Annotated in this window: 24 protein-coding genes; 17 read left to right on the forward strand and 7 right to left on the reverse strand. The window is 72.2% G+C overall.

Translation table 11 applies throughout. The annotated features are described in order from the left end of the window. Positions 1-12: 12 nt before the first annotated feature. From H629_RS0105460 to H629_RS0105470, 3 genes are read right to left on the reverse strand one after another with little or no spacing between them, the layout of a single operon-like run. Positions 13-345 (reverse strand): branched-chain amino acid transporter permease, encoded by a 333-nt coding sequence (locus H629_RS0105460; protein WP_024356290.1) that lies wholly within the window; start codon positions 343-345, stop codon positions 13-15. Then, the gene (locus tag H629_RS0105465) at positions 338-1090 is read right to left on the reverse strand and encodes an AzlC family ABC transporter permease (protein ID WP_024356291.1); all 753 of its coding nucleotides are present in this window, start codon (positions 1088-1090) and stop codon (positions 338-340) included. The genes H629_RS0105460 and H629_RS0105465 overlap by 8 nt, the downstream gene beginning before the upstream one ends. Before the next feature lie 44 nt (positions 1091-1134). Further along, positions 1135-1512 (reverse strand): DUF1844 domain-containing protein, encoded by a 378-nt coding sequence (locus H629_RS0105470; protein WP_024356292.1) that lies wholly within the window; start codon positions 1510-1512, stop codon positions 1135-1137. A gap of 236 nt (positions 1513-1748) precedes the next feature. Between H629_RS0105470 and infC the strand changes: the two genes are divergently transcribed. The 5 genes from infC (at position 1749) to H629_RS15365 (ending at position 4312) form a co-directional block, all read left to right on the forward strand. Next, positions 1749-2354, forward strand: a complete 606-nt coding sequence (gene infC / locus H629_RS14005) for a translation initiation factor IF-3 (RefSeq protein ID WP_084705354.1) — start codon at positions 1749-1751, stop codon at positions 2352-2354. Between the two features lie 78 nt (positions 2355-2432). Next, positions 2433-2627, forward strand: a complete 195-nt coding sequence (rpmI, locus tag H629_RS0105480) for a 50S ribosomal protein L35 (protein WP_024356294.1) — start codon at positions 2433-2435, stop codon at positions 2625-2627. A gap of 49 nt (positions 2628-2676) precedes the next feature. Continuing rightward, on the forward strand, positions 2677-3060 hold the full coding sequence (gene rplT, locus H629_RS0105485) for a 50S ribosomal protein L20 (RefSeq protein WP_024356295.1): 384 nt from the start codon (positions 2677-2679) through the stop codon (positions 3058-3060). Between the two features lie 185 nt (positions 3061-3245). Further along, positions 3246-4055, forward strand: coding sequence for a TrmH family RNA methyltransferase (locus H629_RS0105490; RefSeq protein ID WP_205618685.1), 810 nt, complete (start codon positions 3246-3248; stop codon positions 4053-4055). 107 nt (positions 4056-4162) lie between these two features. Next, positions 4163-4312, forward strand: a complete 150-nt coding sequence (locus tag H629_RS15365) for a hypothetical protein (protein WP_161607981.1) — start codon at positions 4163-4165, stop codon at positions 4310-4312. A gap of 92 nt (positions 4313-4404) precedes the next feature. On the opposite strand, the gene H629_RS0105500 is transcribed toward H629_RS15365, so the two are convergent. From H629_RS0105500 to H629_RS0105515, 4 genes are all read right to left on the reverse strand, one after another. Then, complete coding sequence (locus H629_RS0105500) at positions 4405-5796, reverse strand: Dyp-type peroxidase (protein WP_024356297.1); 1392 nt, start codon at positions 5794-5796, stop codon at positions 4405-4407. Further along, a complete protein-coding gene (locus H629_RS14010) occupies positions 5783-6376 on the reverse strand; it encodes a copper chaperone PCu(A)C (protein ID WP_024356298.1) in 594 nt (197 codons plus the stop codon). Before H629_RS14010 ends, H629_RS0105500 begins: the two co-directional genes overlap by 14 nt. Next, the gene (locus H629_RS14470; protein WP_024356299.1) at positions 6373-7062 is read right to left on the reverse strand and encodes a copper resistance CopC family protein; all 690 of its coding nucleotides are present in this window, start codon (positions 7060-7062) and stop codon (positions 6373-6375) included. Before H629_RS14470 ends, H629_RS14010 begins: the two co-directional genes overlap by 4 nt. A 124-nt stretch (positions 7063-7186) precedes the next feature. Continuing rightward, complete coding sequence (locus H629_RS0105515; RefSeq protein ID WP_024356300.1) at positions 7187-7843, reverse strand: hypothetical protein; 657 nt, start codon at positions 7841-7843, stop codon at positions 7187-7189. A gap of 139 nt (positions 7844-7982) precedes the next feature. Here H629_RS0105515 and H629_RS0105520 point away from each other — a divergent pair, with 139 nt between their 5' ends. From H629_RS0105520 to H629_RS0105575, 12 genes are all read left to right on the forward strand, one after another. After that, complete coding sequence (locus H629_RS0105520) at positions 7983-8765, forward strand: LamB/YcsF family protein (protein ID WP_036084495.1); 783 nt, start codon at positions 7983-7985, stop codon at positions 8763-8765. Next, positions 8765-10582: a 5-oxoprolinase subunit B/C family protein gene (locus tag H629_RS0105525; protein WP_024356302.1), complete on the forward strand. Its 1818-nt coding sequence runs from the start codon at positions 8765-8767 to the stop codon at positions 10580-10582. The genes H629_RS0105520 and H629_RS0105525 overlap by 1 nt, the downstream gene beginning before the upstream one ends. A gap of 85 nt (positions 10583-10667) precedes the next feature. Then, a complete protein-coding gene (gene pheS, locus H629_RS0105530) occupies positions 10668-11690 on the forward strand; it encodes a phenylalanine--tRNA ligase subunit alpha (protein ID WP_029746617.1) in 1023 nt (340 codons plus the stop codon). Beyond that, a complete protein-coding gene (gene pheT, locus H629_RS0105535) occupies positions 11690-14278 on the forward strand; it encodes a phenylalanine--tRNA ligase subunit beta (RefSeq protein ID WP_024356304.1) in 2589 nt (862 codons plus the stop codon). Before pheS ends, pheT begins: the two co-directional genes overlap by 1 nt. A gap of 321 nt (positions 14279-14599) precedes the next feature. Next, positions 14600-15010 (forward strand): RidA family protein, encoded by a 411-nt coding sequence (locus H629_RS0105540; protein ID WP_024356305.1) that lies wholly within the window; start codon positions 14600-14602, stop codon positions 15008-15010. A gap of 84 nt (positions 15011-15094) precedes the next feature. Continuing rightward, on the forward strand, positions 15095-16021 hold the full coding sequence (locus H629_RS0105545; RefSeq protein ID WP_024356306.1) for a VOC family protein: 927 nt from the start codon (positions 15095-15097) through the stop codon (positions 16019-16021). Positions 16022-16170: 149 nt separating this feature from the next. Next, positions 16171-16899, forward strand: a complete 729-nt coding sequence (locus H629_RS0105550) for a P-loop NTPase family protein (RefSeq protein ID WP_205618686.1) — start codon at positions 16171-16173, stop codon at positions 16897-16899. Beyond that, positions 16896-18791 carry a YhgE/Pip family protein gene (locus H629_RS0105555; protein ID WP_024356308.1) on the forward strand — a complete coding sequence of 632 codons (1896 nt, stop codon included), beginning with the start codon at positions 16896-16898 and terminating at the stop codon, positions 18789-18791. Before H629_RS0105550 ends, H629_RS0105555 begins: the two co-directional genes overlap by 4 nt. A gap of 102 nt (positions 18792-18893) precedes the next feature. Continuing rightward, positions 18894-19547: a GntR family transcriptional regulator gene (locus tag H629_RS0105560; protein ID WP_024356309.1), complete on the forward strand. Its 654-nt coding sequence runs from the start codon at positions 18894-18896 to the stop codon at positions 19545-19547. Then, positions 19544-21082 carry an MmgE/PrpD family protein gene (locus H629_RS0105565; RefSeq protein ID WP_024356310.1) on the forward strand — a complete coding sequence of 513 codons (1539 nt, stop codon included), beginning with the start codon at positions 19544-19546 and terminating at the stop codon, positions 21080-21082. Before H629_RS0105560 ends, H629_RS0105565 begins: the two co-directional genes overlap by 4 nt. After that, on the forward strand, positions 21082-21981 hold the full coding sequence (gene prpB, locus H629_RS0105570; protein WP_024356311.1) for a methylisocitrate lyase: 900 nt from the start codon (positions 21082-21084) through the stop codon (positions 21979-21981). The genes H629_RS0105565 and prpB overlap by 1 nt, the downstream gene beginning before the upstream one ends. Positions 21982-22027: 46 nt before the next feature. Further along, positions 22028-23215 carry a bifunctional 2-methylcitrate synthase/citrate synthase gene (locus H629_RS0105575; RefSeq protein ID WP_024356312.1) on the forward strand — a complete coding sequence of 396 codons (1188 nt, stop codon included), beginning with the start codon at positions 22028-22030 and terminating at the stop codon, positions 23213-23215. The last annotated feature ends 52 nt before the right edge of the window (positions 23216-23267 follow it).

Here is a 23267-nt window from a genome sequence, read left to right on the forward strand (position 1 = left end):
AGCCCGGGTCGCTCACCAGAGGTTGAGCAGCAGCACGTAGCACGCGGTGCCGCCCGCGATGCTGAGCAGCGCCCGCCTGCCGAGGAGCAGATGCACGGCCACGGTCACCGCCGTGGCGATCGCGAGGGCCCAGAGCTCGCCCGGGCGGGCGATGATCTCGTCGCGCAGCACCACGACCACCAGGATCAGCAGCAGCCCGGCCGGCATCCAGGCGCCGAGCCGTTGCACGAGCTTCGACTTGCGCAGCGGCTTCAGCACGGCGAACGGGATGGCGCGCAGCCCCAGGGTGATGAGACCGCCGAGTGCGATCGCCGCGAGCAGGTACCAGACGGGCGCGTCAGGCATCGTCGTCGCCTCCGCTCCTCGTGCCGGCATCCGGACACCGGCGCCCCAACAGGTGACGTGCGATGAGCAGCACCGTGAAGATTACGAGGCCCGCGAGCAGCGCCGAGTCCGGCACGACCAGGATCGCGACGGTCACCGCCAGCCCGGCGAGCACGATCGACGGGATCTCGCGGCGGCTCCGCGCAGCATCGAGGGTCATCACGATGAACAGCGCGTACAGTGCGAACTCGAAGCCCTCGATGGGTTCGGGCAGCGAGGAGGCGACCGCCGCCCCGACGAGGCCGCCAGCCACCCAGTACGCCTGCATGGCGAGCTGCCCGGTCACGATCCGGGTCGAGCTGAGCCGCTCGGGCGGCATCAGCGCGTAGGTGGCGTAGGCCTCGTCGATGAGCGCGTAGACGGAGTAGGCCCGCGGCCATCCCCGCCGCACCCGCGACAGCGGGAAGGAGAGCGCGTAGAAGACGTGCCGGAAGTTGAGCGCGAAGACGGTGGCGGCGATGGTGACGAGCGGTGTCGCCGAGGCGAGCATGCTGACCATCAGCAGTTCCACCGAGCCCGCGAAGATCCCCACCGAGAGCGCGGGGGCGAGCCACCACGGCAGGCCGGCCTGCACGACCAGCATGCCGAGCGCGACCCCGAGGGGGAAGATTCCGATCCCCACCCCGAGGGAGTCGCGCACGCCCTGCGCAATCCCGGTACGCGGGCGATGCCCCGGCTCGGCGGCGTCGGCGGCGGTCGGAGGCACGGCGGGTTCGCGCTTCGGGGTGAACGGTGGCGGGGGAGGCCCGCTCAGATGACCGAGCCGGTGTACTTCTCGCCCGGGCCGGCGCCGGGGGCGTCCGGGATTGCGGAGGCCTCGCGGAAGGCGAGCTGCACCGAGCGCAGCCCGTCGCGCAGCGGCCGCGCGTGCGAGTCGCTGATCTCGGGAGCGCCCGCGGTGATGAGGCCGGCCAGGGCGTTGATGAGCTTGCGCGCCTCGTCGAGGTCGGTCTGGTTCTCGGGATCGTCGGCGAGACCGCACTTGATCGCGGCGGCGCTGAGCAGGTTCACCGCGGCGGCGGTGATGACCTCGACGGCGGGCACCTCGGCGATGTCGCGGGCCGCCTGGGCCGCGGCCTGCGCCTCGGCCTCGTGGATCGATGCGTCCTGCTGCGGGTTGTCGCTCATGGTGTCCTGACTGTCTCGGGGATATCTGTGCTAAACTTGCCTGTGGTTCTCGGCTACTTGCCGAGATGCGGAAGAGGAGATTCTCCCACCCGGCACCGCCTTCAAGGTTACCGGGTAGTTGGCACCACGCCGTTCGCGGCAGCTGAGAAGGGTGCGGGCAGCGCTTGCGCGGCCCTGATCTCCGTCCGTCGCTCCGAATCCGGGGCGCCCACCACCTGAGATCAGAGGAGCCGGCGATCAGCGATCCCCGTACGAATGACAGAATCCGCGTCCCCGAGGTGCGACTGGTTGGACCCAGTGGCGAGCAGGTCGGGGTCGTCCCGATCGAGACTGCGCTGCGCATGGCGGCCGACGCCGATCTCGATCTCGTTGAGGTCGCCCCGAACTCGAAGCCTCCCGTGGCGAAGATCATGGACTTCGGAAAGTTCAAGTACGAGGCGGCCCAGAAGCAGAAGGAAGCCCGTCGCAACCAGGCGAACACGGTTCTCAAAGAGGTCCGTTTCCGCCTGAAGATCGACAAGCACGACTACGAGACCAAGACGAAGCGTGCGGTCGGCTTCCTGGCGCAGGGCGACAAGGTGAAGGCCATGATCCTGTTCCGCGGCCGCGAGCAGTCGCGTCCCGAGATGGGCGTGCGCCTGCTGCAGCAGTTCGCCGAGGACATTGCCGAGTTCGGCACCGTCGAGTCGCGACCCCGTATCGACGGCCGCAACATGGTCATGGTGATCACCCCGGTCAAGAACAAGTCCGAGGCGAAGGCCGAGCTGAACGCTCGCCGCGCCGAGGAGAAGGCCATCCGCAAGGCGGACAAGGCGGCTGGATCCGCCCCCGCCGGCGAGTAATCTACGGCGCACTGCCTCGCGCAGCTGCCCCGTGCAATACGCAGCCGTCCGCGGCGCGCACACAACAAGGAGAAATCGATGCCCAAGCAGAAGACCCACTCGGGGGCCAAGAAGCGCTTCAAGCTCACCGGCTCCGGCAAGCTGATGAAGCAGCAGGCCGGCATGCGCCACAACCTCGAGGTGAAGTCCTCGAAGCGCAAGCGCCGCCTGAACGCTGAGCAGGTGCTCGCCAAGGGCGACGCCAAGCAGGCGATGAAGCTCCTCGGCCACTGAGCCGCGAGCACCAAGCTTTCATCTGAGATTTTCGTAAGGAAGAACTGAAATGGCTAGAGTCAAGCGGGCAGTCAACGCCCACAAGAAGCGTCGCGTCATCCTCGAGCGCGCCGAGGGCTACCGCGGACAGCGTTCGCGTCTGTACCGGAAGGCGAAGGAGCAGGTCACCCACTCGCTCGTCTACGCGTACAACGATCGCCGTAAGAAGAAGGGCGACTTCCGCCGCCTGTGGATCCAGCGCATCAATGCCGGTGCGCGCGCCAACGGCCTCACCTACAACCGCTTCATCCAGGGCCTCGGCCTCGCGGGTGTCGAGGTCGACCGCCGCATGCTCGCCGAGCTGGCCGTCAACGAGCCCGCCGCTTTCGCGACGCTCGTCGAGGTCGCGAAGAACGCCCTCCCCGAGGACACCTCGGCTCCGAAGGCTGCGTAAGCGCCTGTCGTTCAGAAGAACCCCGTCACCGGCTCGGTGGCGGGGTTCTTCTGCGTGAGGCGGTCCTGTTCTTCGGATCTCACCGTTCATTCGGACCGCCCGCCGTGTTCTGCTCCGAAAGAAGCGGGGGCTCCGAAGAACGAGTGGGCACTCAAGCAGAGACATCCCGCGGGTAGTGTGGACGGGTGAACGATGCGATCCTCAGCAATCCGAAGGCCCCCCGAGTGAAGCGGGCCGCCGCGCTCGCGCGCAAGAAGGAGCGGCACGAGCAGGGGCGCTTCCTAGTCGAGGGGCCGCAGGCGGTGCGCGAACTGCTCGCGCATCGGCCGGATCTCGCCGAGACGGTCTACGCCTCCACCGGCACCGAGCCCTGGCAGCACGAGGTGGATCGCCTCGCCTCGGACGCCGGCGTACGGATCGAGCGGGCGACCGACGAGGTGATCGCCGCGATGAGCGAGACGGTGAACCCCCAGGGCGTCGTCGCGGTGGCGCGCAGTTGGCGCACGGAAGTCGCGGATGCGCTGCGCGGTGCGCGGCTCGTCGCGATCCTGCACGAGATCCGCGATCCTGGCAACGCGGGCACCGTGCTGCGAGCCGCCGACGCCGCCGGCGCCGACGCCGTCGTCTTCTCGGGGGAGAGCATCGACCCGTTCCACCCGAAGGTGGTGCGCTCGACCACGGGCTCGCTGTTCCACCTGCCGGTCGCCGTAGCCTCCACGCTCGCGGAGGCTCTCGATGCCGCGCGCGACGCGGGCCTCACCTCGCTCGCCGCCGATGTGCGCGGGGCGGAACTGCTCGAGGCGCGCGCGGAGGGGCTGCTCGCGGGCCCGGTCGCCTGGGTGTTCGGCAACGAGGCCCGCGGCCTCAGCGAAGCGGATCGCGCCATGACCGACCGCTCGCTCAAGCTGCCGATCTACGGCGCCGCGGAGTCGCTGAACCTCGCGACAGCCGCGAGCGTGCTGCTCTACGAGACCGCCTTCTCGCAGCGCGGCTAGGACTGCTCGCGCTGCGGGACCCGCAGGCCCGACGATCAGCCCCTGGTACCACTCGCGGGGTACCGCGGGCCGACGCGGCGCGGCGCGGGCGTCGTGAGGATGGAAGCATGAAGCTCATCCAGCTCCTGCACCGGCCCGTCGTCCTCGTTCCGACCGCGCTCGTCACGGCCTGCCTGCTCGCCGCGGGCATCGCGTCGGGAGCCTGCGCCTACCTCGGGCACGCGACGCGGGCCCTCGCCGCGATCCCGCTGCCGTAGCCCGTGCCCCGGCGGGACGCCGGGTTCCTGCGCGCCCGGCGAGACGGGGCCCGCGAACCGTGCCGGGCGCTGACCGCCCGGCACGCGGTGCGCTAGGCGAAGAGCGACGCCCCGAGCATGTGCCCGGCCCGGAAGCCGGGCAGGATGGCGAAGACGGCAGAACCGACGTGCGTGACCCACTCGTTGAGCAGATCGGCCTCGTCGAGCCGCCGCTGGATCGGCACGAACTGGGCGAGCGGATCCCGCTGGTAGCAGCCGAACAGCAGCCCGGCCTCGTGCCCCTCGTCGTAGTTCGCGGCCCGGCGGAAGATCCGCTCGGACGGGTCCTCGGAGTGGGCCCGGCGTATGTGCGCGGCCATCGGGATCACGCTCAGCCCCCGCTCGTCCTTCGCGGCGAAGTCGGCCGGCGTGCGCTCCCCGACGCCGTCGGGCGCGGTCAGCGGCGCGCCGTCCGACAGGCGGCGACCGATGGTCTGCTCGCGGCCGGGGCGATCCACCCGGTCCCAGGTGTCGAGCTCCATGCGGATCCTCCGCAGCACGAACGCGGAGCCGCCGGCGAGCCAGCCCGCGTCCCGGCCCAGCCACACGAGCCCGGTGAAACCCGGATCCGCCGGGGCCGGATTCACCGTGCCGTCGAGCTGGCCCATGAGGTTGCGCATCGTGGTGCCGTCATCTTCGGCACCGCGGGCGCGCCGGAAGCCGCGCTGCCGCCACAGCGGCTCGGCGAAGCTCGCGAGATCCCGGTCGAGCATGCGGGCGGCGTGCGAGATCGGCAGCGGATCGTCGGCCTCAATCGCGAGCAGCAGGTCGCCGCCGTCGAAGTCGCCGCTCAGCCGGTCTCGGGCGAATCCCGGCAGCGGACCGAGCCACTTCGGCCGTGCGGCGCCGGCGCGGTCGACGAGTTCCGGCCCCACCCCGACGGTCACCGTCAGCCGCGCGGGCCGTGCGGCCAGCTCGGGTTCGGGGTCGGCGAGCGGGGCTTCGCCCGAGGTGAGCCCCTCGATGTCTCCCGTCAGCACCCGGAACATGCGTCGCAGCGCCGCCGCGTCGGTGCCCGGCAGCAGGTGGTAGGCGGCGTAGTGCACGTGCGCGGCCGGCACGGTCGTGACGCCCGCCTGGTGCGCGCCGTGGCAGGGCAGCGCCTCGCCTCCGAAGCCCGGCAGTTCCCCGCCGGGCCCGAGCGAGGCCTCGGTCTCGGCCGCCGCAGCAGCACCCGGCGCGGGCGGCTCGGCCGAGCTCCGGGCCGCGCCCGCGCCGAGCGCTCCGCCCGCGCCCAGCACGGCCCCGAGCCCGGCCCCGAATGCGCCGCCCGTGAGCAGCGCCCGGCGACCGAGCTTCGGCGCGGCGGGCGGCCCCGCGGCGGGACGCGCTGCTGCGCGCCCCGCAGCGCCCGACCCCGCGCCGCCGTGTGCGGCGTCGCGGGTGTCGGGGCTCGTCGTGCGTGGTGCTGGATCGGTGCGCGGTTCGGGCTCAGTGCCCGGCATGGCCGTCCTGCTCGCCGTGCTCGCCGGTGTCGTTCATGCCGTCGTGCTCGCCGGTGCCGCCGGACTCGCCGTGCTCGCCGTATCTCTCGTTCGCCCCCGAGTAGGCCTTCACGAGCACGGAGAACGACACACTGCTGCCGTCGGCTAAGGTCACCGTGATCGGCACTTCCTCGCCCGCGAGCAGTTCGGCCGTGAGACCCATGAGCATGATGTGGTCGCCGCCGGGAACGAACTCGATTGAGCCGCCCGCGGGCACGGTCACGTCGCCCGTGATCTCCTGCATCACCCCGGCCGAGGTCACCTCGTGCAGTTCGGCGCTGTCCGCCGCTTCGCTCTCGACCGAGGCGATGACGAGGTCGTCGTCGCCGTGGTTCTCGAGGGTGCCGAAGACACCAGTCATGCCGCCCTGTTCGCCGGCTTTCGCCCAGCCGTCGACGAAGGCGGCGCTCGGCGCGTCCGCAGAGGCGCCGTCGCTCGCGGGCGCAGCGGTGGAGCATCCGGCGAGCAGCAGCGCGGCGGCGGAGAGCGCGGCCACGGTGCGGGCGGCGCGGCTGTGCGTGAGGGAGCGAAGGCGGGTCATGCGCGATCCTCCTCGTCCGAGGCGGCGTCGGCGCGCATGCCCTCGGCACGTCGGCGCTGGCCGATGAGCACGGCTGCGAGCGCCCCGCCGGCGACGAGCACCGCGCCGATGGAGATCGCGGCGATGGCGCCCGTCGACAGGCCGCCCGGCTCGTCGGAGGCCGAGCCGGTGCCGTGGTCGTGATCGGCACTGTTGTGATCGGCGCCGTCGGCGCCCTCCGCGGAGCCGCCCTCGGCGCCCTCATCGATTCGTGCGTCGGGCTCGACGATGACGGCCTCCTCGGCCTGCCAGGCGCTGGGCTCGGTGAGCCGCAGCACGAAGGCGCCGTCGATGGGGTGGCCGTCGCTCGACACGACGCGCCAGGCCACGTCGTAGTCGCCCTCGGGCAGATCCGCGGCGAGCGGCTGCACGACGTCGGGCCCCGAGACCTCGGGCGTCCCGTCGCTGATGTCCGCGCCGTCGGCGGAGGTGACGACGATCTCGGTGCCGACCTCGATGATGCTGTTGCTGAAGCTGAGGCGGATCCCGTCGACTCGGCCGTCGTCGGTGGCGACGATGCTGCGGTCGACGAGTTCGTCGTGGGCGAGCGCCGGTGAGGCGCCGCCGAGGGAGAGGCCGAGCGCGGCGAGCGCGGCGAGGCCCAGGGTTGCGACGCGGGCGCGGCGCGGTGAAGCAGTGGTGTGCATGGTGGTCTTTCTCGTTCGGCCCGGGCAGCACGGCGGGCGCGCGATGCGCGGCGGTGCTCCGGGCGGAGTTCTGGTGAGTGGGGGTGTCGCCGTGCGTGCCCACAGCGCGAGCACGGGCGAACCCCTATGCGGAGAACGAGAGAGCGGGAGGCCCGCGGTGACTGATCGCGGATCGGGCGGAGGTGCGCACGCGCAGCGGCGCGCGGAAGACGAGGGGGCGGATCGCGGGGCGCCGTGACACCGCGACGAGCCGGGGCGGTCGCTGCGGCAGCACCCGGCGGACGAGGCGTGCGAGGGCCAGCCAGGCGTGCTCGCCGCGGTGCAGCAGCGCGACCGTGAGCACCGCGGCGATAGCGTGCCCGATCCACATCGCGGCATCGGCGGAGGCCGCGGTCGCGACGTCGGGTGCGAAGTTCTGCAGTGCGGCGAGGTGCGCGGCGTGCGGCGACGCCGGGGGACCGGCGGGGGCGGTGCCGACGAGGTCGATGCCCGCGAAGATCCAGTGGTAGAGGAACTGCGCGGTGCCGACGGCGGCGGCGAGCCGCCAGAGCGAGGCGATGCGGCCCGCGAGCGCGGTGCACAGCGGGAGGGCGAGAATCGCGGTCACCGCGACCGCCGGCCAGGTGATGGCGCCGCCGGCGATCCCGTGCGAGGCCGCGGCGAGCAGCGTGGCCGCGAGTGCGCCCGCCGTACCCCGCGCGGTGCGCGCGCCGCGGCTCATGGGGATGCGGTGCGAGACGGCGCTCCGATGAGCGCGCTCCTGCGGCCGCGGTCCCTGCATACCCGCCAGTCTACCGGGCGCCCAGCGCGGAAAGGGCCGCGCGGGTGACCTCGGCGAATCAGCAGAGATGGATCGGGCAGGCTGCGGGAGAATAGGAAGGAGAGGCGCGCTGCGCCGCCGGTTTCGTCGAGGAGGGTGCATGTCCCGCAGTGAGCAGACCCGGGAGATGACCGGCCGCATCGACCTGAACAGCGATCTCGGCGAGTCGGGCGGCGGGCGGGTGTTCGACGACGCCGCGGTGCTGCCCTCCATCTCGAGCGCGAACGTGGCGTGCGGGTTCCACGCGGGCGAGCCGGGAGGCATCCGCCTCACCTGTCGTCGCGCCGCCGAGCTGGGGGTGACGGTGGGGGCGCATCCTGGCTACCGCGACTTCGAGGGCTTCGGCCGCCGCTTCATGGACGTCGACCTGAGCGAGCTGACCGACGAGGTGATCTACCAGATCGGCGCGGTGCAGGCGGTGGCGCGCAGCGTGGGCACCGAGGTGCGCTACGTGAAGCCGCACGGTGGGCTCTACAACGCCATCGCGGTGCGCGAAGATCAGGCGCGCGCGGTGACGCGGGCCATTCTCGAGCTCGACGATTCGCTGCCGCTGATGGTGCTGCCCGGCTCGGTGATCGAGCGGGTGGCGCGTGACTCGGGGCTGCGCACCGTCAGTGAGGCCTTCGCGGATCGCGGCTACCTGCCCGACGGCACGCTCGTGCGCCGGGGGCTCCCCGGCGCGCTGCTCGCGCCGGAGGCTGCGGTCGCGCAGGCGCTGCGGATGGCCACCGAGGGGCGGATCGTCGCGCACGACGGCACCGAGATCGCCATCGCCGCCGACAGCATCTGCCTGCACGGCGACGACCCGGCGGCGGTGCGGCTCGCCCGCGACATCCGCGCGGCGCTCGAGGGCGCGGGCGTCTCGATCCGGAGCTTCGCGTAGTGTCCGCCGGCGGCGTGTTCCGGGTGCGGCCCGTCGGCGACCGCGCCTGCATCGTCGAACTGCCCGACCTCGACCGGGTGCTGGGCGTCGCCGCCCGGCTGCGCGAACTCGACCCGCCGGGGGTGATCGACGTCGTGCCCGCCGCCCGCACGGTGCTCGTGGTCTGCGTCGATCGCGCGGCGGTGCGCCGCGTCGCCGAGACGGTCGCCGGGTTCGACGAGCGGATCTCGGCGGGTAAGGCTGCCGGTGACGAGGTGACGATCGACGTGGTCTACGACGGCGACGACCTCGCAGAGGTGGGCCACTTGACGGGGCTCGGCCGGGACGGCGTCATCTCCGCCCACACGGGGACGGTGTGGCGCGCGGCCTTCGGCGGGTTCGCACCGGGCTTCGCGTACCTCGCCGACGGCGACCCGCGCCTCGGGGTGCCACGCCTCGCATCGCCGCGCACGACGGTGCCCGCGGGCTCGGTCGCGCTCGCGGGCGGCCTCTCGGCCGTCTACCCGAGGGCGTCGCCCGGCGGCTGGCGGCTGATCGGGCGCACGGGTGAGCGCATGTGGGACGAGGACCGGGATCGCCCGGCCCGCATCGCGCCCGGCGACACGGTGCGGTTCCGCGCCGTGCGGGAGACCGTGTCCCTCGCGCAGGTCGGGTCGGAGATTCCCGCGCTTCCCGATCCGCCTCTCCGGGTCGCGGCGCCAGCCGGAGCGACCGCTGCCGGGGCCCTCGAGCCCGCGCTCACCGTGCTCGACCCTGGCCTGCTCACGCTCGTGCAGGATGCGGGCCGCCCGGGCCACGCCGCGCTCGGCGTCACGGAATCGGGCGCGCTCGACCGCGGCGCGCTGCGCCGGGCCAACCTCGCCGTCGGCAACCCGCCGGGGGCCGCCGGGCTCGAGAACCTGAACGGCGGCCTCGCGCTGCGGGCGCACCGTGCGCTGATCGTCGCGGTGACCGGGGCCGACGCCGAGATCCGGGTCGAGCCCGCCGAGGGCATCGCGTCGCGCTCCGTGCCGGCCGGCGAAGCCGTCGAGCTGAGCGCGGGCGACACGCTGCGGGTCGGCGCCCCGCGGCGCGGCCTGCGATGCTACATCGCGGTGCGCGGCGGCGTCGAGCCGGTGCGGGGCCTGCTCGGCAGCGCCGCGTACGACAGCCTGTCGGGGCTCGGAACGCCTCCGCTCAGCTCGGGCGACGCGCTCGCGCTCGGGCCGGAACCGGGGGGAGCGCGCCCGGATTCGGATCTCACCCGATCCGCCGCCCAGCCCCCGACCGCGCGCCGCGCCGTGCTGCGCTTCGTGCCGGGCCCTCGCGACGACTGGTTCACCGCCGACGCCCGCGCCGCCTTCATCACCCAGGCGTGGCGGGTCTCACCGAGATCCAACCGCGTCGCCCTCCGACTCGACGGCGATCCGCTCACCCGCGCCCGCTCGGGAGAGCTCGCCACCGAGGGGGTGACCCGCGGCTCCGTGCAGGTGCCGCCGAACGGCCTGCCCGTGCTCTTCCTCGCCGACCACCCCGTCACCGGCGGCTACCCGGTCATCGGCACCGTCATCGACGCCGACCTGGATCGCGTCGCGCAGCTGCCGCCCGGCGCCGAAGTGCGCTTCCACCCGGTCGACCCCGACGAACCCGGCGAACCCCTCGGTCTCGACGCCCCCGTGCCCGAAACGGTCTCGTTCACCATCGAGATCGACGGCCGGCGCCACCGAGTCACGGTGTCCGGCGCGCTCGCCGCGGCGCTCGACCGCCTGAACGCGGCGGGCGACCGGGCCGCGCTCGCCGAACTGCTGGTCGAACTGGTGGGGAAGGCCAGTCGCTGAACCGGTAGAATGGTGCCTCGTGTCAGCGAGTGAAACGAACCCCGCAGGGGCGGGCGAGGCCCAGCAGCCGCAGCCGTCCAACCCGATCACCCAGCCGGCGGCCGACGCCGCCGTCGAAGCGGCCCTCGCCGCCTTCGCCGCGGCCGGCTCCGTCGCCGAGCTGAAGGCCGCCCGCACCGAGCACGCCGGCGATGGCTCGGCCATCGCGAAGCTCAACGCGCTCATGCGCCAGGTGCCGAAGGACGAGAAGGCCGCCACCGGCAAGCTCATGGGCCAGGCGCGCGGCCGCATCGAGGGCGCCTACCAAGGGCGCGAGGCCGAGCTCGCCGAGCAGGAGGCCGCCGCCCGCCTCGTCGCCGAGACCGTCGACGTGACCGCGGCGCCGGTGCGCCGCACCGCCGGCACCCGCCACCCCCTCGCCCAGCTGCAGGAGGAGGCCTCCGACATCTTCATCGGGATGGGCTGGGAGATCGCGGAAGGCCCCGAGATCGAGCACGAGTGGTTCAACTTCGACGCCCTCGGCTTCGATCCCGACCACCCCGCCCGTGCCATGCAGGACACCTTCTTCGTCGAGCCCGCCGACCGCCACCTGCTGCTGCGCACCCACACCTCGCCGGTGCAGATCCGCGCCCTGCTCGAACGCGAGCTGCCCGTCTACGTGGTCGCCCCCGGCCGCGTGTACCGCACCGACGAGCTCGACGCCACGCACACCCCCGTGTTCCAGCAGATCGAGGGCCTCGCGATCGACCGCGGCCTCACGATGGCGCATCTGCGCGGCACGCTCGAGCACTTCGCCAGGCAGATGTTCGGCGACGAGGCGAAGATCCGCCTGCGCCCCAACTTCTTCCCCTTCACCGAGCCCTCCGCCGAGATGGACGTGTGGCAGCCGAACGCCAAGGGCGGCGCCCGCTGGGTCGAGTGGGGAGGCTGCGGCATGGTCGACCCCAAGGTGCTGCTCGCGGCAGGCATCGACCCCGAGGAGTACCAGGGCTTCGCGTTCGGCATGGGCATCGAGCGCACCCTGCAGTTCCGCAACGACCTCAACGACATGCGAGACATGGTCGAGGGCGACGTTCGCTTCAACCGTCAGTTCGGAGGACTGGTCTAATGCGCGTTCCACTCAGCTGGCTCGGCGAGTTCGTCTCGCTGCCCGACGACGTCACCCCCGAGCAGGTGCACGCCGACCTCGTGCGCGTGGGCTTCGAAGAGGAATCGATCCGCCGCTTCGACGTCACCGGCCCCGTGGTCGTGGGCGAGGTGCTCTCGCGCGAGCCCGAGGAGCACTCCAACGGCAAGACCGTCAACTGGTGCCAGGTGCGGGTCGCCCCCGAAGGCGAGCGCGCCGCCGACGGCGGCGCAGACGTGCGCGGCATCGTCTGCGGTGCCCACAACTTCGAGGCGGGCGACAAGGTCGTGGCGACCCTGCCCGGAGCCGTGCTGCCCGGCGGCTTCGAGATCGCCGCCCGCAAGACCTACGGCCACGTCTCCGACGGCATGATCGCCTCGGCGCGCGAGCTCTCGCTCGGCGACGACCACGACGGCATCATCGTGCTCTCCCGACTGGGCTTCGACCCGGCGCAGCTCGTGCCCGGCACCGACGCGAAGGCGCTGCTCGGCATCGATCAGACCGCGGTCGAGATCAACGTGACCCCGGATCGCGGCTACGCCTTCTCGATCCGCGGCGTCGCCCGGGAGTACGCGCACGCCACGGGCGCGACCTTCGCGGATCCGGCGCTCGCGAGCGAGCCGGCACCCGCTTCGGGCTTCCCCGTCACCTTCGCCGACGACGCGCCCATCCGCGGACGCGCGGGAGCGACAGGCTTCGTGACCCGAGTCGTGCGGGGCATCGACCAGTCGCGGCCCACCCCGGCCTGGATGGTGGCGCGCCTGCAGCTCGCCGGCATCCGCTCGCTGTCGCTCGAGGTCGACATCTCGAACTACGTGATGCTCGAACTCGGCAACCCGCTGCACGCCTACGACCTCGCGAAGCTGCAGGGCGGCATCACCGTGCGCCGCGCGCAGGCCGGCGAGACCTTGGTGACGCTCGACGGCCAGGAGCGCGCGCTGCACCCCGAAGACCTCGTGATCGCCGACGACTCCGGCGCGATCGGCCTCGCGGGCGTCATGGGCGGCGAGTCGACCAAGGCCGATGAGCGCACGACCGACGTGCTCATCGAGGCCGCCACCTTCGACCCCGTGTCGATCGCCCGCTCCTCGCGCCGCCACAAGCTGCCGAGCGAAGCGTCCAAGCGCTTCGAGCGCGGCGTCGATCCGCTCGTGGCGCGCGCCGCCGCCCAGCGCATGGTCGACCTGCTCGTCGAGCTGGCGGGCGGCACCGCCGACGAGCTCGGCAGCGAGATCGTCGCGCGCTGGGAGGCGCCCGCCGTGCGCCTGCCGATGGCGAGCGTCAACGGCCTGCTCGGCGCCGACTACACCGACGACGAGATCCGCGGCTCGATCGAGATGATCGGCTGCACCGTCTCCGCGGCCGAGCCCGGTGCGCTGCTCGTCTCGCCGCCCAGCTGGCGCAGCGATCTGTCGCGCCCCGCCGACCTCATCGAGGAGGTCGCGCGCATCGTCGGCTACGACCGCATCCCCTCGGAACTGCCCGTCGCCCCGGCCGGTCGCGGGCTCACCCGCGAGCAGCGCCTGCGCCGTCGCGCGGCGAACGTGGTGACCGCGGCCGGTCTCGACGAGGTGCAGAGCTACCCCTTCGTGTCGCGTGCGCAGCTCACCGCCTTCGGTGCGGGCGCCGAGTCCGGCGACATCGACGCCGACGCCCCGATCGACGCGGTGCGCCTCGCGAACCCGCTCGACGGCGAGGCGCCGTTCCTGCGCCGCTCGCTGCTGCCCGGCCTCGTGACCGCCGCACAGCGCAACGTGTCGCGCGGTGTGACCGATCTGGCGCTCGTCGAGTTCGGCGCGGTGTTCGAGCCGTCGACGCGCTCCGGGCAGGCCGGCACCGAGACCGTGCCGCCGCTCGCCGAGCGCCCCTCCGACGAGGTGCTGGCCGAGCTGAACGCCTCGATCCCGGCTCAGCCGCGCCGCGCCGCCGGCCTGCTGCTCGGCGACGCCGTCGCCAAGCAGCCCGGCGAGGCCGCGCGAGCCTTCGACTGGGCCGACGCGCTCGACGCGGCCCGCACGGTCGCCGCCGCGGTCTCCGCAGAGCTCGTGGTCTCGCAGGGAGCGCACCGCGCGTTCCACCCGGGCCGCACGGCCGAGCTGGCGATCCGCGTGTCCGACGACGCCGACGGCGACGAGGGCGGCCTCGAGGTCGTGGGCGTCGCGGGCGAGCTGCTGCCCGAGCTCGTGGCCGCGCACCACCTGCCCGGTCGCGTCGCCGCGTTCGAGATCGACCTCGACCGCATCATCGCGCTCGCCCCGCGCGAGCCCGAGACCGCTCCGCTCTCGACCTACCCCGCCGCCACGCAGGATCTCACGCTGGTCGTCGGCGATGAGGTGCCCGCCGGCGACGTGCTCGCGGTGGTCGTGGCGGGAGCCGGCGAGCTGCTCGAACAGGCGCGCGTTGTCGACGACTACCGCGGCACCGGCATCGAGCCGGGGCAGAAGGCGATCACGTTCGCGCTGCGATTCCGCGCAGCCGACCGCACCCTGAAGGCGGAAGAGGCGAGCGAGGCGAAGCTCGCGGGCGTGGCCGCAGCCGAGCTGGCCTTCGACGCCAAGCTGCGGGAGTAGGGAGCGGGGCTGGGCCTGGTCCGGTTCCTCCCTCTCGTCCTCCCGATCCTCTCGCGAAATTGCCCGCGCGTGCGCGGCACTGTTCCCGGATAGTGCTGCAGACGCGCGGGCGATTCGCTGTCTCGGGGCGGCTGGGGCGGTTGAGACGGTTGCGCGTCGGGCGCATGAGCCGTGCCGGCGGGTGCGGTGCAGCGCTCGGGGCTTGACCGGCGGCGCACGGCTGGGCGGAATGCTTGCCGGTGCTCCCGCTGGTCGGGTACGACTGGGGTCGGGGACGGCGCGCGCCGTTCACCGCAGGCCCGAGCACGAAGGAGCGTCGAAGTGAGCGTTGAACTGTTCAGCCCGGAGGGGATGGCTCAGGAGGTGCCGTTCCGGCATGTGGCGGTCGGCACCGGCAGCCGCACGGTGTGCGTCGCCGGTCAGGTGTCGGCGAACGAGCAGGGCGAACCGGTCGCCCCGGGCGATCTGCCCGGTCAGGTGGCGCAGGCGCTGCGCAACGTCGCGGCGGGCCTCGCCGGGGCCGGTGCGAGCTTCTCCGACGTGGTGCGGTTGCGCTTCTACCTCACCGACTGGCGTACCGAGAAGCACGACGACTTCCTGGCCGGCATCGCGGAGGTCGCCGAGGAACTCGGGATCCCGCAGCCCATGCCGCCCTCCACGCTCATCGGGGTGGCGGCGCTGTTCGAGCCGCACGTGCTCATCGAGATCGAAGCGACCGCCGTGCTCGACTGATGCGGTGCGCCGACTGCGGGCCGACCCGTTGTCAGTGTCAGTGGTTACGAGGATACTGAAAAGCATCATCGCGAGGAGGCGATCATGACCGCTCAGAAGATCATTCCCAACATCTGGTGCAACCGCAACGCCGAACAGGTCGGCGATTTCTACGCGCGGGCGTTCCCGGGGGCCAGCTCGACGGTCGAGGCGCGCTACCCGAATGACGGCCTGCTCGACTTCCAGCTGGAGTTCGCGGGCGCGCCGCTCACCGTATCGGTCGACATCCCGGATCCGCGAGGCGCCGACACGACGCGCCTCACGCTCATCAACGCGGGCGACGAGTTCGCGCCGAACCCGTCGATCTCGTTCATGCTGAACTTCGATCCGCTCATGTTCGGGGGCGACGAAGACGCTGCGCGGGCGCAGCTCGACCAGCTGTGGGGCCTGCTCTCCGAGGGCGGCAGCGTGCTCATGGATCTGGGGGAGTACCCGTTCAGCCGACGCTACGGCTGGGTGCAGGATCGCTTCGGCGTGAGCTGGCAGCTCATGCTCACCGACCCCTCAGGTGAGCCGCGTCCGTTCATCGTGCCGTCGCTCATGTTCTCCGGGCGGGCGCAGAACCGGGCCTCGGAGGCCATCGATTTCTACGCTTCCGTGTTCGCCGACGCTGCGGCGGGCGGGCGCTTCCCCTACGGCGCGCCCTCGGGGCCGGCGAGCGCCGAGGCGCTCATGTACGGCGAGTTCCGCGTGGGCGAGCAGTGGTTCGCGGTCATGGATTCGGGTGTCGAGCAGCCGTTCGACTTCGGTTGCGGGGTGTCGCTCGAAGTGCAGTGCGCTGATCAGGCCGAGATCGACAGCCTGTGGGAAGCGCTCTCCGCGGTGCCCGAGGCCGAGCAGTGCGGCTGGCTGGCGGATCGCTTCGGCGTGAGCTGGCAGATCGTGCCCGCGAACATGGGGGAGCTGATGCAGCGCCCCGACGCCTACGAGCACATGATGGAGATGAAGAAGATCGTCATCGCCGATTTCTGACTCGTGGAGCCCACCGCCACCGGCGCGGGCCGAGCAGCTTGTGCGCGGCTGCGTGCGCGGGGAAAGCGGTGCAGCGGAGTACACTCCGGAGAGCTGACGTGAGGCGGAAGAGGCGGAAGGGGGTCCGGATGCGGGTGCGTGCGAGTTCGGTGAGCAAGGGGCCGGGCGGACGGGCGCTGCCTCCGACCGACGTGCACCTCGCCTCGGGCACGGCGGTGTTCGTCGAGGCCGAGACCGCGCAGCGCCCGACGGTGCTCGGGCTCATCGTCACCGGGCGCATGCGGCCCGATACCGGTGAGGTGACGATCGACGGCGCCCCGGATCCGCGGGCGCTGCGGCGGCGGCTCGCCCTCGTCGATGCGCCTGATGTGAGCGAGCCGCACGGAGACGTCCGCCTCGCCGAAGTCGTGGCCGAGGAGCTGATGTTCGCGGGGCGCCCCCGCGGACCCCTCGCGGTGCGGCGCGTGCTCGAAGCTCTGGGGGTCGCGCAGCACGCGCGCACCCCGATGGCGGATCTCGCGCCGGGCGCCCGGGTGCGGGTGCTCTGCGAGCTCGCGCTCGAGCGTCCCGAGACCGACGGCCTCGTACTCGTCTCGCCGGATCGTCATGGCGGGGATCCGTCGGAGTGGTGGGCCATCGCCTGCGAGCTCGCGGAGCGGGGAGCTGCGATCCTGGTGATCGCGGGTCTCGCCTCCCGCGCGGCCATCACGGCCGCTCCCGGCGGGTGGGGCACGGGCGAGGTTGCCCCGCTGCGGGCCGGGCAGCTGGAGCATCCGGAGATCGCGGAACCGCAGGAGCACCAGGCCGCACGGGAACCCCGGGAGCCCCGAGCACTCCCGGAGCATCCCGCGCACGCGACGGGGGAGGAGCGCCCGTGAAGATCCCGCAGATGATCCGTTCGGAGTTCTCGCGGCTGTGGGCGACGCCCATGGCGCGCATCGCGTTCGTGGCGCTCATGTGCGTGCCGCTGCTCTACGGCGGCCTGTACCTGTGGGCGAATCAGGATCCCTACGCGAAGCTCGATCAGGTGCCCGTGGCGCTGGTGGTGGCCGATTCGGGTGTGCAGCAGGGCGATGCGCGGCGCACGATCGGCGAGGAGGTCGCCCGCAACCTCATCGACGACGGCAGCTTCGACTGGCATCGAGTGTCGGCGCGCGAGGCGGAGCGCGGGGTGGAGGACGGCGCTTACGACTTCTCGGTGACCATCCCGGCTGATTTCAGCGAGGCGCTCGGCTCGTCGAGCGGCGACGATCCGCATCGCGCCGAGGTGATCCTCACGACGAACGATGCCAACAGCTATCTGGCTTCCACGATCGGCGAGCAGGCGGTGAAGCAGATCCGTCAGCAGGTGGTGCGGTCGGTGAACCAGGAGGCGGCGCGGTCGATGCTCGACGGCATGGCCGAGATCCGCGTCTCGCTCGTCGAGGCTCGCGACGGCGCTGCGCAGCTCGCCGACGGGGCCGTCACCGCGAAGGATGGTGCGCACCGGCTCGCGGCCGGCGCGCAGCAGGCTCACGCGGGTTCGTCCGAGCTCTCGGGCGGGCTCGGTGCGCTGCGCGATGCCACCGCGCAGCTGCCGGCGCAGAGCGCGCAGCTCGCGAGCGGGGCCGCGCAGGTGGCCGACGGCAATGCGCAGGTGGCGCAGCTCGGTCGTGAGGTCGCGGGGGCCAGCGGTCAGGCGGTCGGCAGGCTCGCCGCCGACCGTGATGCGATTCTGGCGGATCTCGCCGCGGCCGGCGTCGATCCCGCCGTGGTGGCGGCGGTCGAGCAGCGGCTGAACGGCGTGGGGGCAGTGCTCGGCGAGGCGAACGACCGTGTGCAGGGTGCGAGTGCTCAGCTCGACGTGCTGGCCTCCGGGGCTCGGCAGGTGGCGGACGGATCGCGCGCGCTCGCCGATGCGAGTCCGCAGCTCGCCTCGGGGATCGCCTCGGCGGCGGACGGCGCCGCGCAGCTCGACAGCGGTCTCGGGGAGCTGGAGGCCGGCGCTCAGGCCCTCGACGGGGGGCTCGGATCGCTCGTGGACGGCACCGCGCAGCTGCGCGACGGACTCGCGCAGGGCGTGGAGCGGATTCCCGACAGCAGCGAGGCGCTGCGCGGTCGGCAGGCGGCGAACATCGCGGATCCCGTCGACGTGCGCACCACGAAGGTGACCTCCGCGGGCACCTACGGCGCGGGTCTCGCCCCGTTCTTCGTGAGTCTCGCGGCGTGGATCGGCATCTACGCGCTCTTCCTGATCCTGAAACCGGTCTCGCGGCGCGCGGTCACCGCGCTCCACGCGCCTGTGCGGGTGGCGATCGCGGGGTGGGCGACGCCTGCGATGCTCGGCGCGGTGCAGATGCTCGCGCTGTTCGGGATCGTGGCGGGGTCGCTCGGTTTCGAGGTGACGCACCCCTTGCCCGCGTACGGGCTCATGGCGCTCGCGTCGGCGACCTTCGCCGCCATCATTCTCGCGCTCAACGTGTGGCTCGGCAGCGTCGGCCAGTTCCTCGGGCTCGTGCTGATGGTGCTGCAGCTCGTGACCGCGGGCGGCACCTTCCCGTGGCAGACGCTTCCGGCTCCGCTCGCGGCGCTGCACCACTACCTGCCGATGTCGTTCGCGGTCGACGGGCTGCGGCAGCTGATGTACGGCGGCGATCTCGGGCATGCGGGGGCCGATGCGGTGAAGCTGGCGCTGTTCCTCGTCGTGGCGGTGCTCCTGGCGGCGCTCGGCGTGGCGCGCATGATGCGATCGCGCACCCTGCGCGATCTGCAGCCGAGCCTCATCGGCTAGGCCGACCGCTCCGGTTTTCGTATACACAAATGCGCAGTTCTCCGGGAAGTATTGCAAGAATACCTCCTTTGTGTATACGCTGATGAGGTGAGTGAGCAGCCGATCCGCGCGAGCGACCGGGCCTATGCGGCCCTGCTGGAGGAGATCCAGAGCGGCGCACTGCCCCCGGGCACCGTGATCGGCGAGGTCGAGCAGGCCGAGCGCGTCGGCGTGAGCCGCACGCCGATGCGCGAGGCGATCGGCCGTCTCTCGGCAGAGGGGCTCGTGCGACAGCAATCGCCCCGGGTGCTCGTCGTCTCCGGATTCGACGCCGCCGACATCCGGGCGCTCTTCGAGGCGCGCCGCGCCCTCGAAGAGACCGCGGCGCGGCTCGCCGCCCAGCGCGGAGACCGCTCCGCCTTCGCCGTGCTCGCCGCCGCCTTCGGCCGCGCCCACCCCGAGACGGGAGAGCTCGCCGCCGACGACTACTACGCCCTCATCGCCCGCTTCGACGCGGAGCTCGACGCCGCCGTCGACAACGCGTACCTCGTCAGCGCGCTGCGCACGATCCGCACCCACCTCGCCCGTGCGCGCCGCCTCGCCCGCGACAACCGCGACCGCCTCGCCGCATCGGTCTCCGAGCACGCCCTCATCGCCGAAGCGATATCCCGCGGCGACGCCGAGCTCGCCGCGCACGCCACCCACGTGCACCTGCACCACGCCCTCAGCTCGATCCTGCACTCGATCGATCCGCCGTCCCCGGAAGGAACGCCATGACCGTCACCCATCACGTCCGCGTCTACAAGAGCGAGGAAGAGCTGCCCCGCGAACAGCAGCTCGCCTGGAAGATCGCCGAGGTCGCCGCCGACCCCGTGGAAGTCGAGCCCGAGGTCGTCGACATGATCGTCAACCGCATCATCGACAACGCCTCCGTCGCTGCCGCGTCGCTCACGCGCGCACCGATCGTCGCGGCGCGCGCCCAGGCGCTCTCGCACCCCGTCTCGACCGGGGGAACCGGGGCTGCGATCTTCGGCCTGCCCATGACCGGAGCGGCCGCCGAGCTCACGAGCCCCGAGTGGGCCGCCTGGGCGAACGGCGTGGCCGTGCGCGAACTCGACTACCACGACACCTTCCTCGCCGCGGAGTACTCCCACCCCGGCGACAACATCCCGCCGATCCTCGCCGTGGCGCAGCACGTCGGCGCGGACGGCGCGGCGCTGGTCCGCGGCATCGCGACCGGCTACGAGATTCAGATGGACCTCGTGCGCGCGATCTGCCTCCACAAGCACAAGATCGACCACGTCGCCCACCTCGGCCCCTCGGCCGCGGCGGGCATCGGCACCCTGCTCGGCCTCGACGCCGCGACCATCGCGCAGGCCGTCGCCCAGGGCCTGCACACCACGACCGCCACGCGCCAGAGCCGCAAGGGCGAGATCTCCACCTGGAAGGCCCACGCTCCCGCCTTCGCCGGCAAGATGGCGGTCGAGGCGGTCGACCGCGCCATGCGCGGCCAGACCTCGCCGAACCCCATCTACGAGGGTGAAGACGGCGTCATCGCGTGGATGCTCGACGGCCCGGATGCCTCCTACGAGGTGCCGCTGCCGGCCGCGGGCGAGCCGAAGCGCGCGATCCTCGACAGCTACACCAAGGAGCACTCCGCCGAGTACCAGGCGCAGGCCTGGATCGACCTCGCCCGCAAGCTGCACCATGAGCGCCCCGAGCTCGCCGACCCGGCGAACGTCACCGCCATCGTGCTGCACACGAGCCACCACACGCACTACGTCATCGGATCCGGCGCGAACGACCCGCAGAAGTACGACCCGCAGGCCTCCCGGGAGACCCTCGACCACTCGATCCCGTACATCTTCGCCGTCGCGCTGCAGGACGGCGGCTGGCACCACGTCGACTCCTACACCCCCGAGCGGGCAGGCCGCCCCGACACCGTCGAGCTGTGGCACAAGGTCACCACGGCCGAAGACGCCGAGTGGACGCGCCGCTACCACTCGGAGGATCCGGACGAGAAGTCGTTCGGCGGTCGCGTCGAGATCGAGCTCGCCGACGGCACCAGGGTCGTCGACGAGATCGCCGTCGCCGACGCCCACCCGCTGGGCGCGCGCCCCTTCGCCCGCGAGCAGTACGTCGCGAAGTTCCGCCTGCTCGCCGAACCGGTGCTCGACACCGCCGAGATCGACCGCTTCCTCGACCTCGTGCAGCGCCTGCCCGAGCTCACCGCCGCCGAGGTGCGCGAGCTGAACATCATCGCGCGAACCGGCGTGATCGATCTCGCCGCCGCACCGAAGGGGCTGTTCTGATGCTGTACGCCACCACCACCCCTGCCGAGAAGCGCTATCACTTCCGGGAGCGGCTCGCCAGCGGCGAACTGCTGCGCTTCCCCGGCGCCTTCAACCCGCTCTCGGCTCGCCTCATCGAGCGCAAGGGCTTCGACGGCGTCTACATCTCGGGCGCCGTGCTCTCCGCCGATCTCGGGCTGCCCGACATCGGCCTCACCACGCTCACCGAGGTCGCCGGGCGCTCGCAGCAGATCGCCCGCATGACCGAACTGCCCGCGATCGTCGACGCCGACACCGGCTTCGGCGAGCCCATGAACGTGGCGCGCACGATCCAGACCCTCGAAGACGCCGGGCTCGCCGGCACCCACATCGAGGATCAGGTCAACCCGAAGCGCTGCGGCCACCTCGACAACAAGTCGGTGGTGGACGAGGCCACCGCGACGAAGCGCATCCGCGCAGCCGTCGACGCGCGCCGCGATCCGAACTTCCTCATCATGGCGCGCACCGACATCCGCGCCGCCGAGGGGCTCGCCGCGGCGGTCGACCGGGCGAAGGCCCTCGTCGACGCCGGCGCCGACGCCATCTTCCCCGAGGCGATGCGCACCCTGGAAGAGTTCGAGGCGATGCGGAAGGCGCTCGACGTGCCGATCCTCGCGAACATGACCGAGTTCGGCAAGAGCGAGCTGTTCTCCTCGCAGCAGCTCGCCGATATCGGCGTGAACATCGTGATCTGGCCGGTGTCGATGCTGCGGATCGCGATGGGCGCGACCGGCCGGGCGCTCGACACGCTGAACCAGGAGGGGCGCCTCACCTCGAAACTCGACGAGATGCAGCACCGGGCCGAGCTGTACGAGCTCATCGACTACGAGGGCTACAACCACTTCGACACCAGCGTCTTCAACTTCACGGTCGAGCGCTAGCGCCAGGCGCATCACTTCGCAGCAGAGCACGAGCAAAGGAGCCATCATGACCGATCCCGACATCAGGAAGGGCCTCGCGGGTGTCGTAGCCGACGTCACCGCCGTCTCGAAGGTGAACCCGGAGACGAACAGCCTGCTGTACCGCGGCTACCCGGTGCAGGAGCTCGCCGCGACCCAGCCCTTCGAGGCCGTCGCCTACCTGCTCTGGAACGGCGAGCTGCCGACCGCGCCTCAGCTGGCCGAGCTCCGGACGCTCGAGCGCGAGCACCGGGCCCTCCCCGGCGACGTGCGGGCGGCCATCGATCTGCTGCCGCTGGAAGCTCACCCGATGGACGAGGTGCGCACGGCGGTGAGCGTGATCGGCGCTCTCGACACGGCCGGCTCCGGCTCGGTGCTCGACGCCTCGGGCAGCCCCGCACAGAACCTCGACCGCTCGATCCGGCTCTACGCGGTGCTGCCCGCGATCGTCGCCTACGGCCAGCGCCGCCGCCGCGGACAGGGAGTCGTGGAGCCCCGGGACGATCTCGACTATGCCGCGAACTTCCTCTGGATGACCTTCGGAGAGGATCCCCACGAGGCGGTGGTCGACGCCTTCAACCGCTCGATGGTGCTGTACGCCGAGCACTCCTTCAACGCGTCGACCTTCACCGCCCGGGTGGTCACCTCGACGCTTTCCGACCTCTACTCCGCGGTCGTGGCCGCCATCGGCGCCCTCAAGGGGCCCCTGCACGGCGGCGCGAACGAGGCCGTGCTGCACATCATGGACGAGATCGGCGACGCCGCGAACGTGGTGCCGTGGCTCGACCGTGCGCTCGCCGAGAAGCGCAAGATCATGGGCTTCGGGCACCGGGTCTACAAGAAGGGCGACTCGCGCGTCCCCACGATGAAGGCGGCGCTCGACACGCTCGTCGAGCACTACGACCGCGCCGACGTGGCCGAGCTCTACGAGGCGCTCGAACGGGAGTTCGTATCGCGCAAGGGGATCTACCCCAATCTGGACTACCCCTCGGGCCCCGCCTACAACCTCATCGGCTTCGACACGCTCACCTTCACGCCGCTCTTCATCGCGTCGCGCGTCACCGGCTGGACGGCGCACATCATGGAGCAGGCGGCCTCGAACGCGCTGATCCGCCCCCTCTCCGCCTACAACGGACCCGAGGAGCGTCACATCGCGGGATACGTGCCGACCGACGAGGAGCTCGCGGCGGCGGAGCGTGCCGCCGAAGCCGGCTGAGCGGCCGCGGTAACGTGGGGGAGGATCCCGGACGGGATCCGCGACGAGACCA

Source organism: Leucobacter chironomi DSM 19883, assembly GCF_000421845.1.
GTDB lineage: Bacteria > Actinomycetota > Actinomycetes > Actinomycetales > Microbacteriaceae > Leucobacter > Leucobacter chironomi.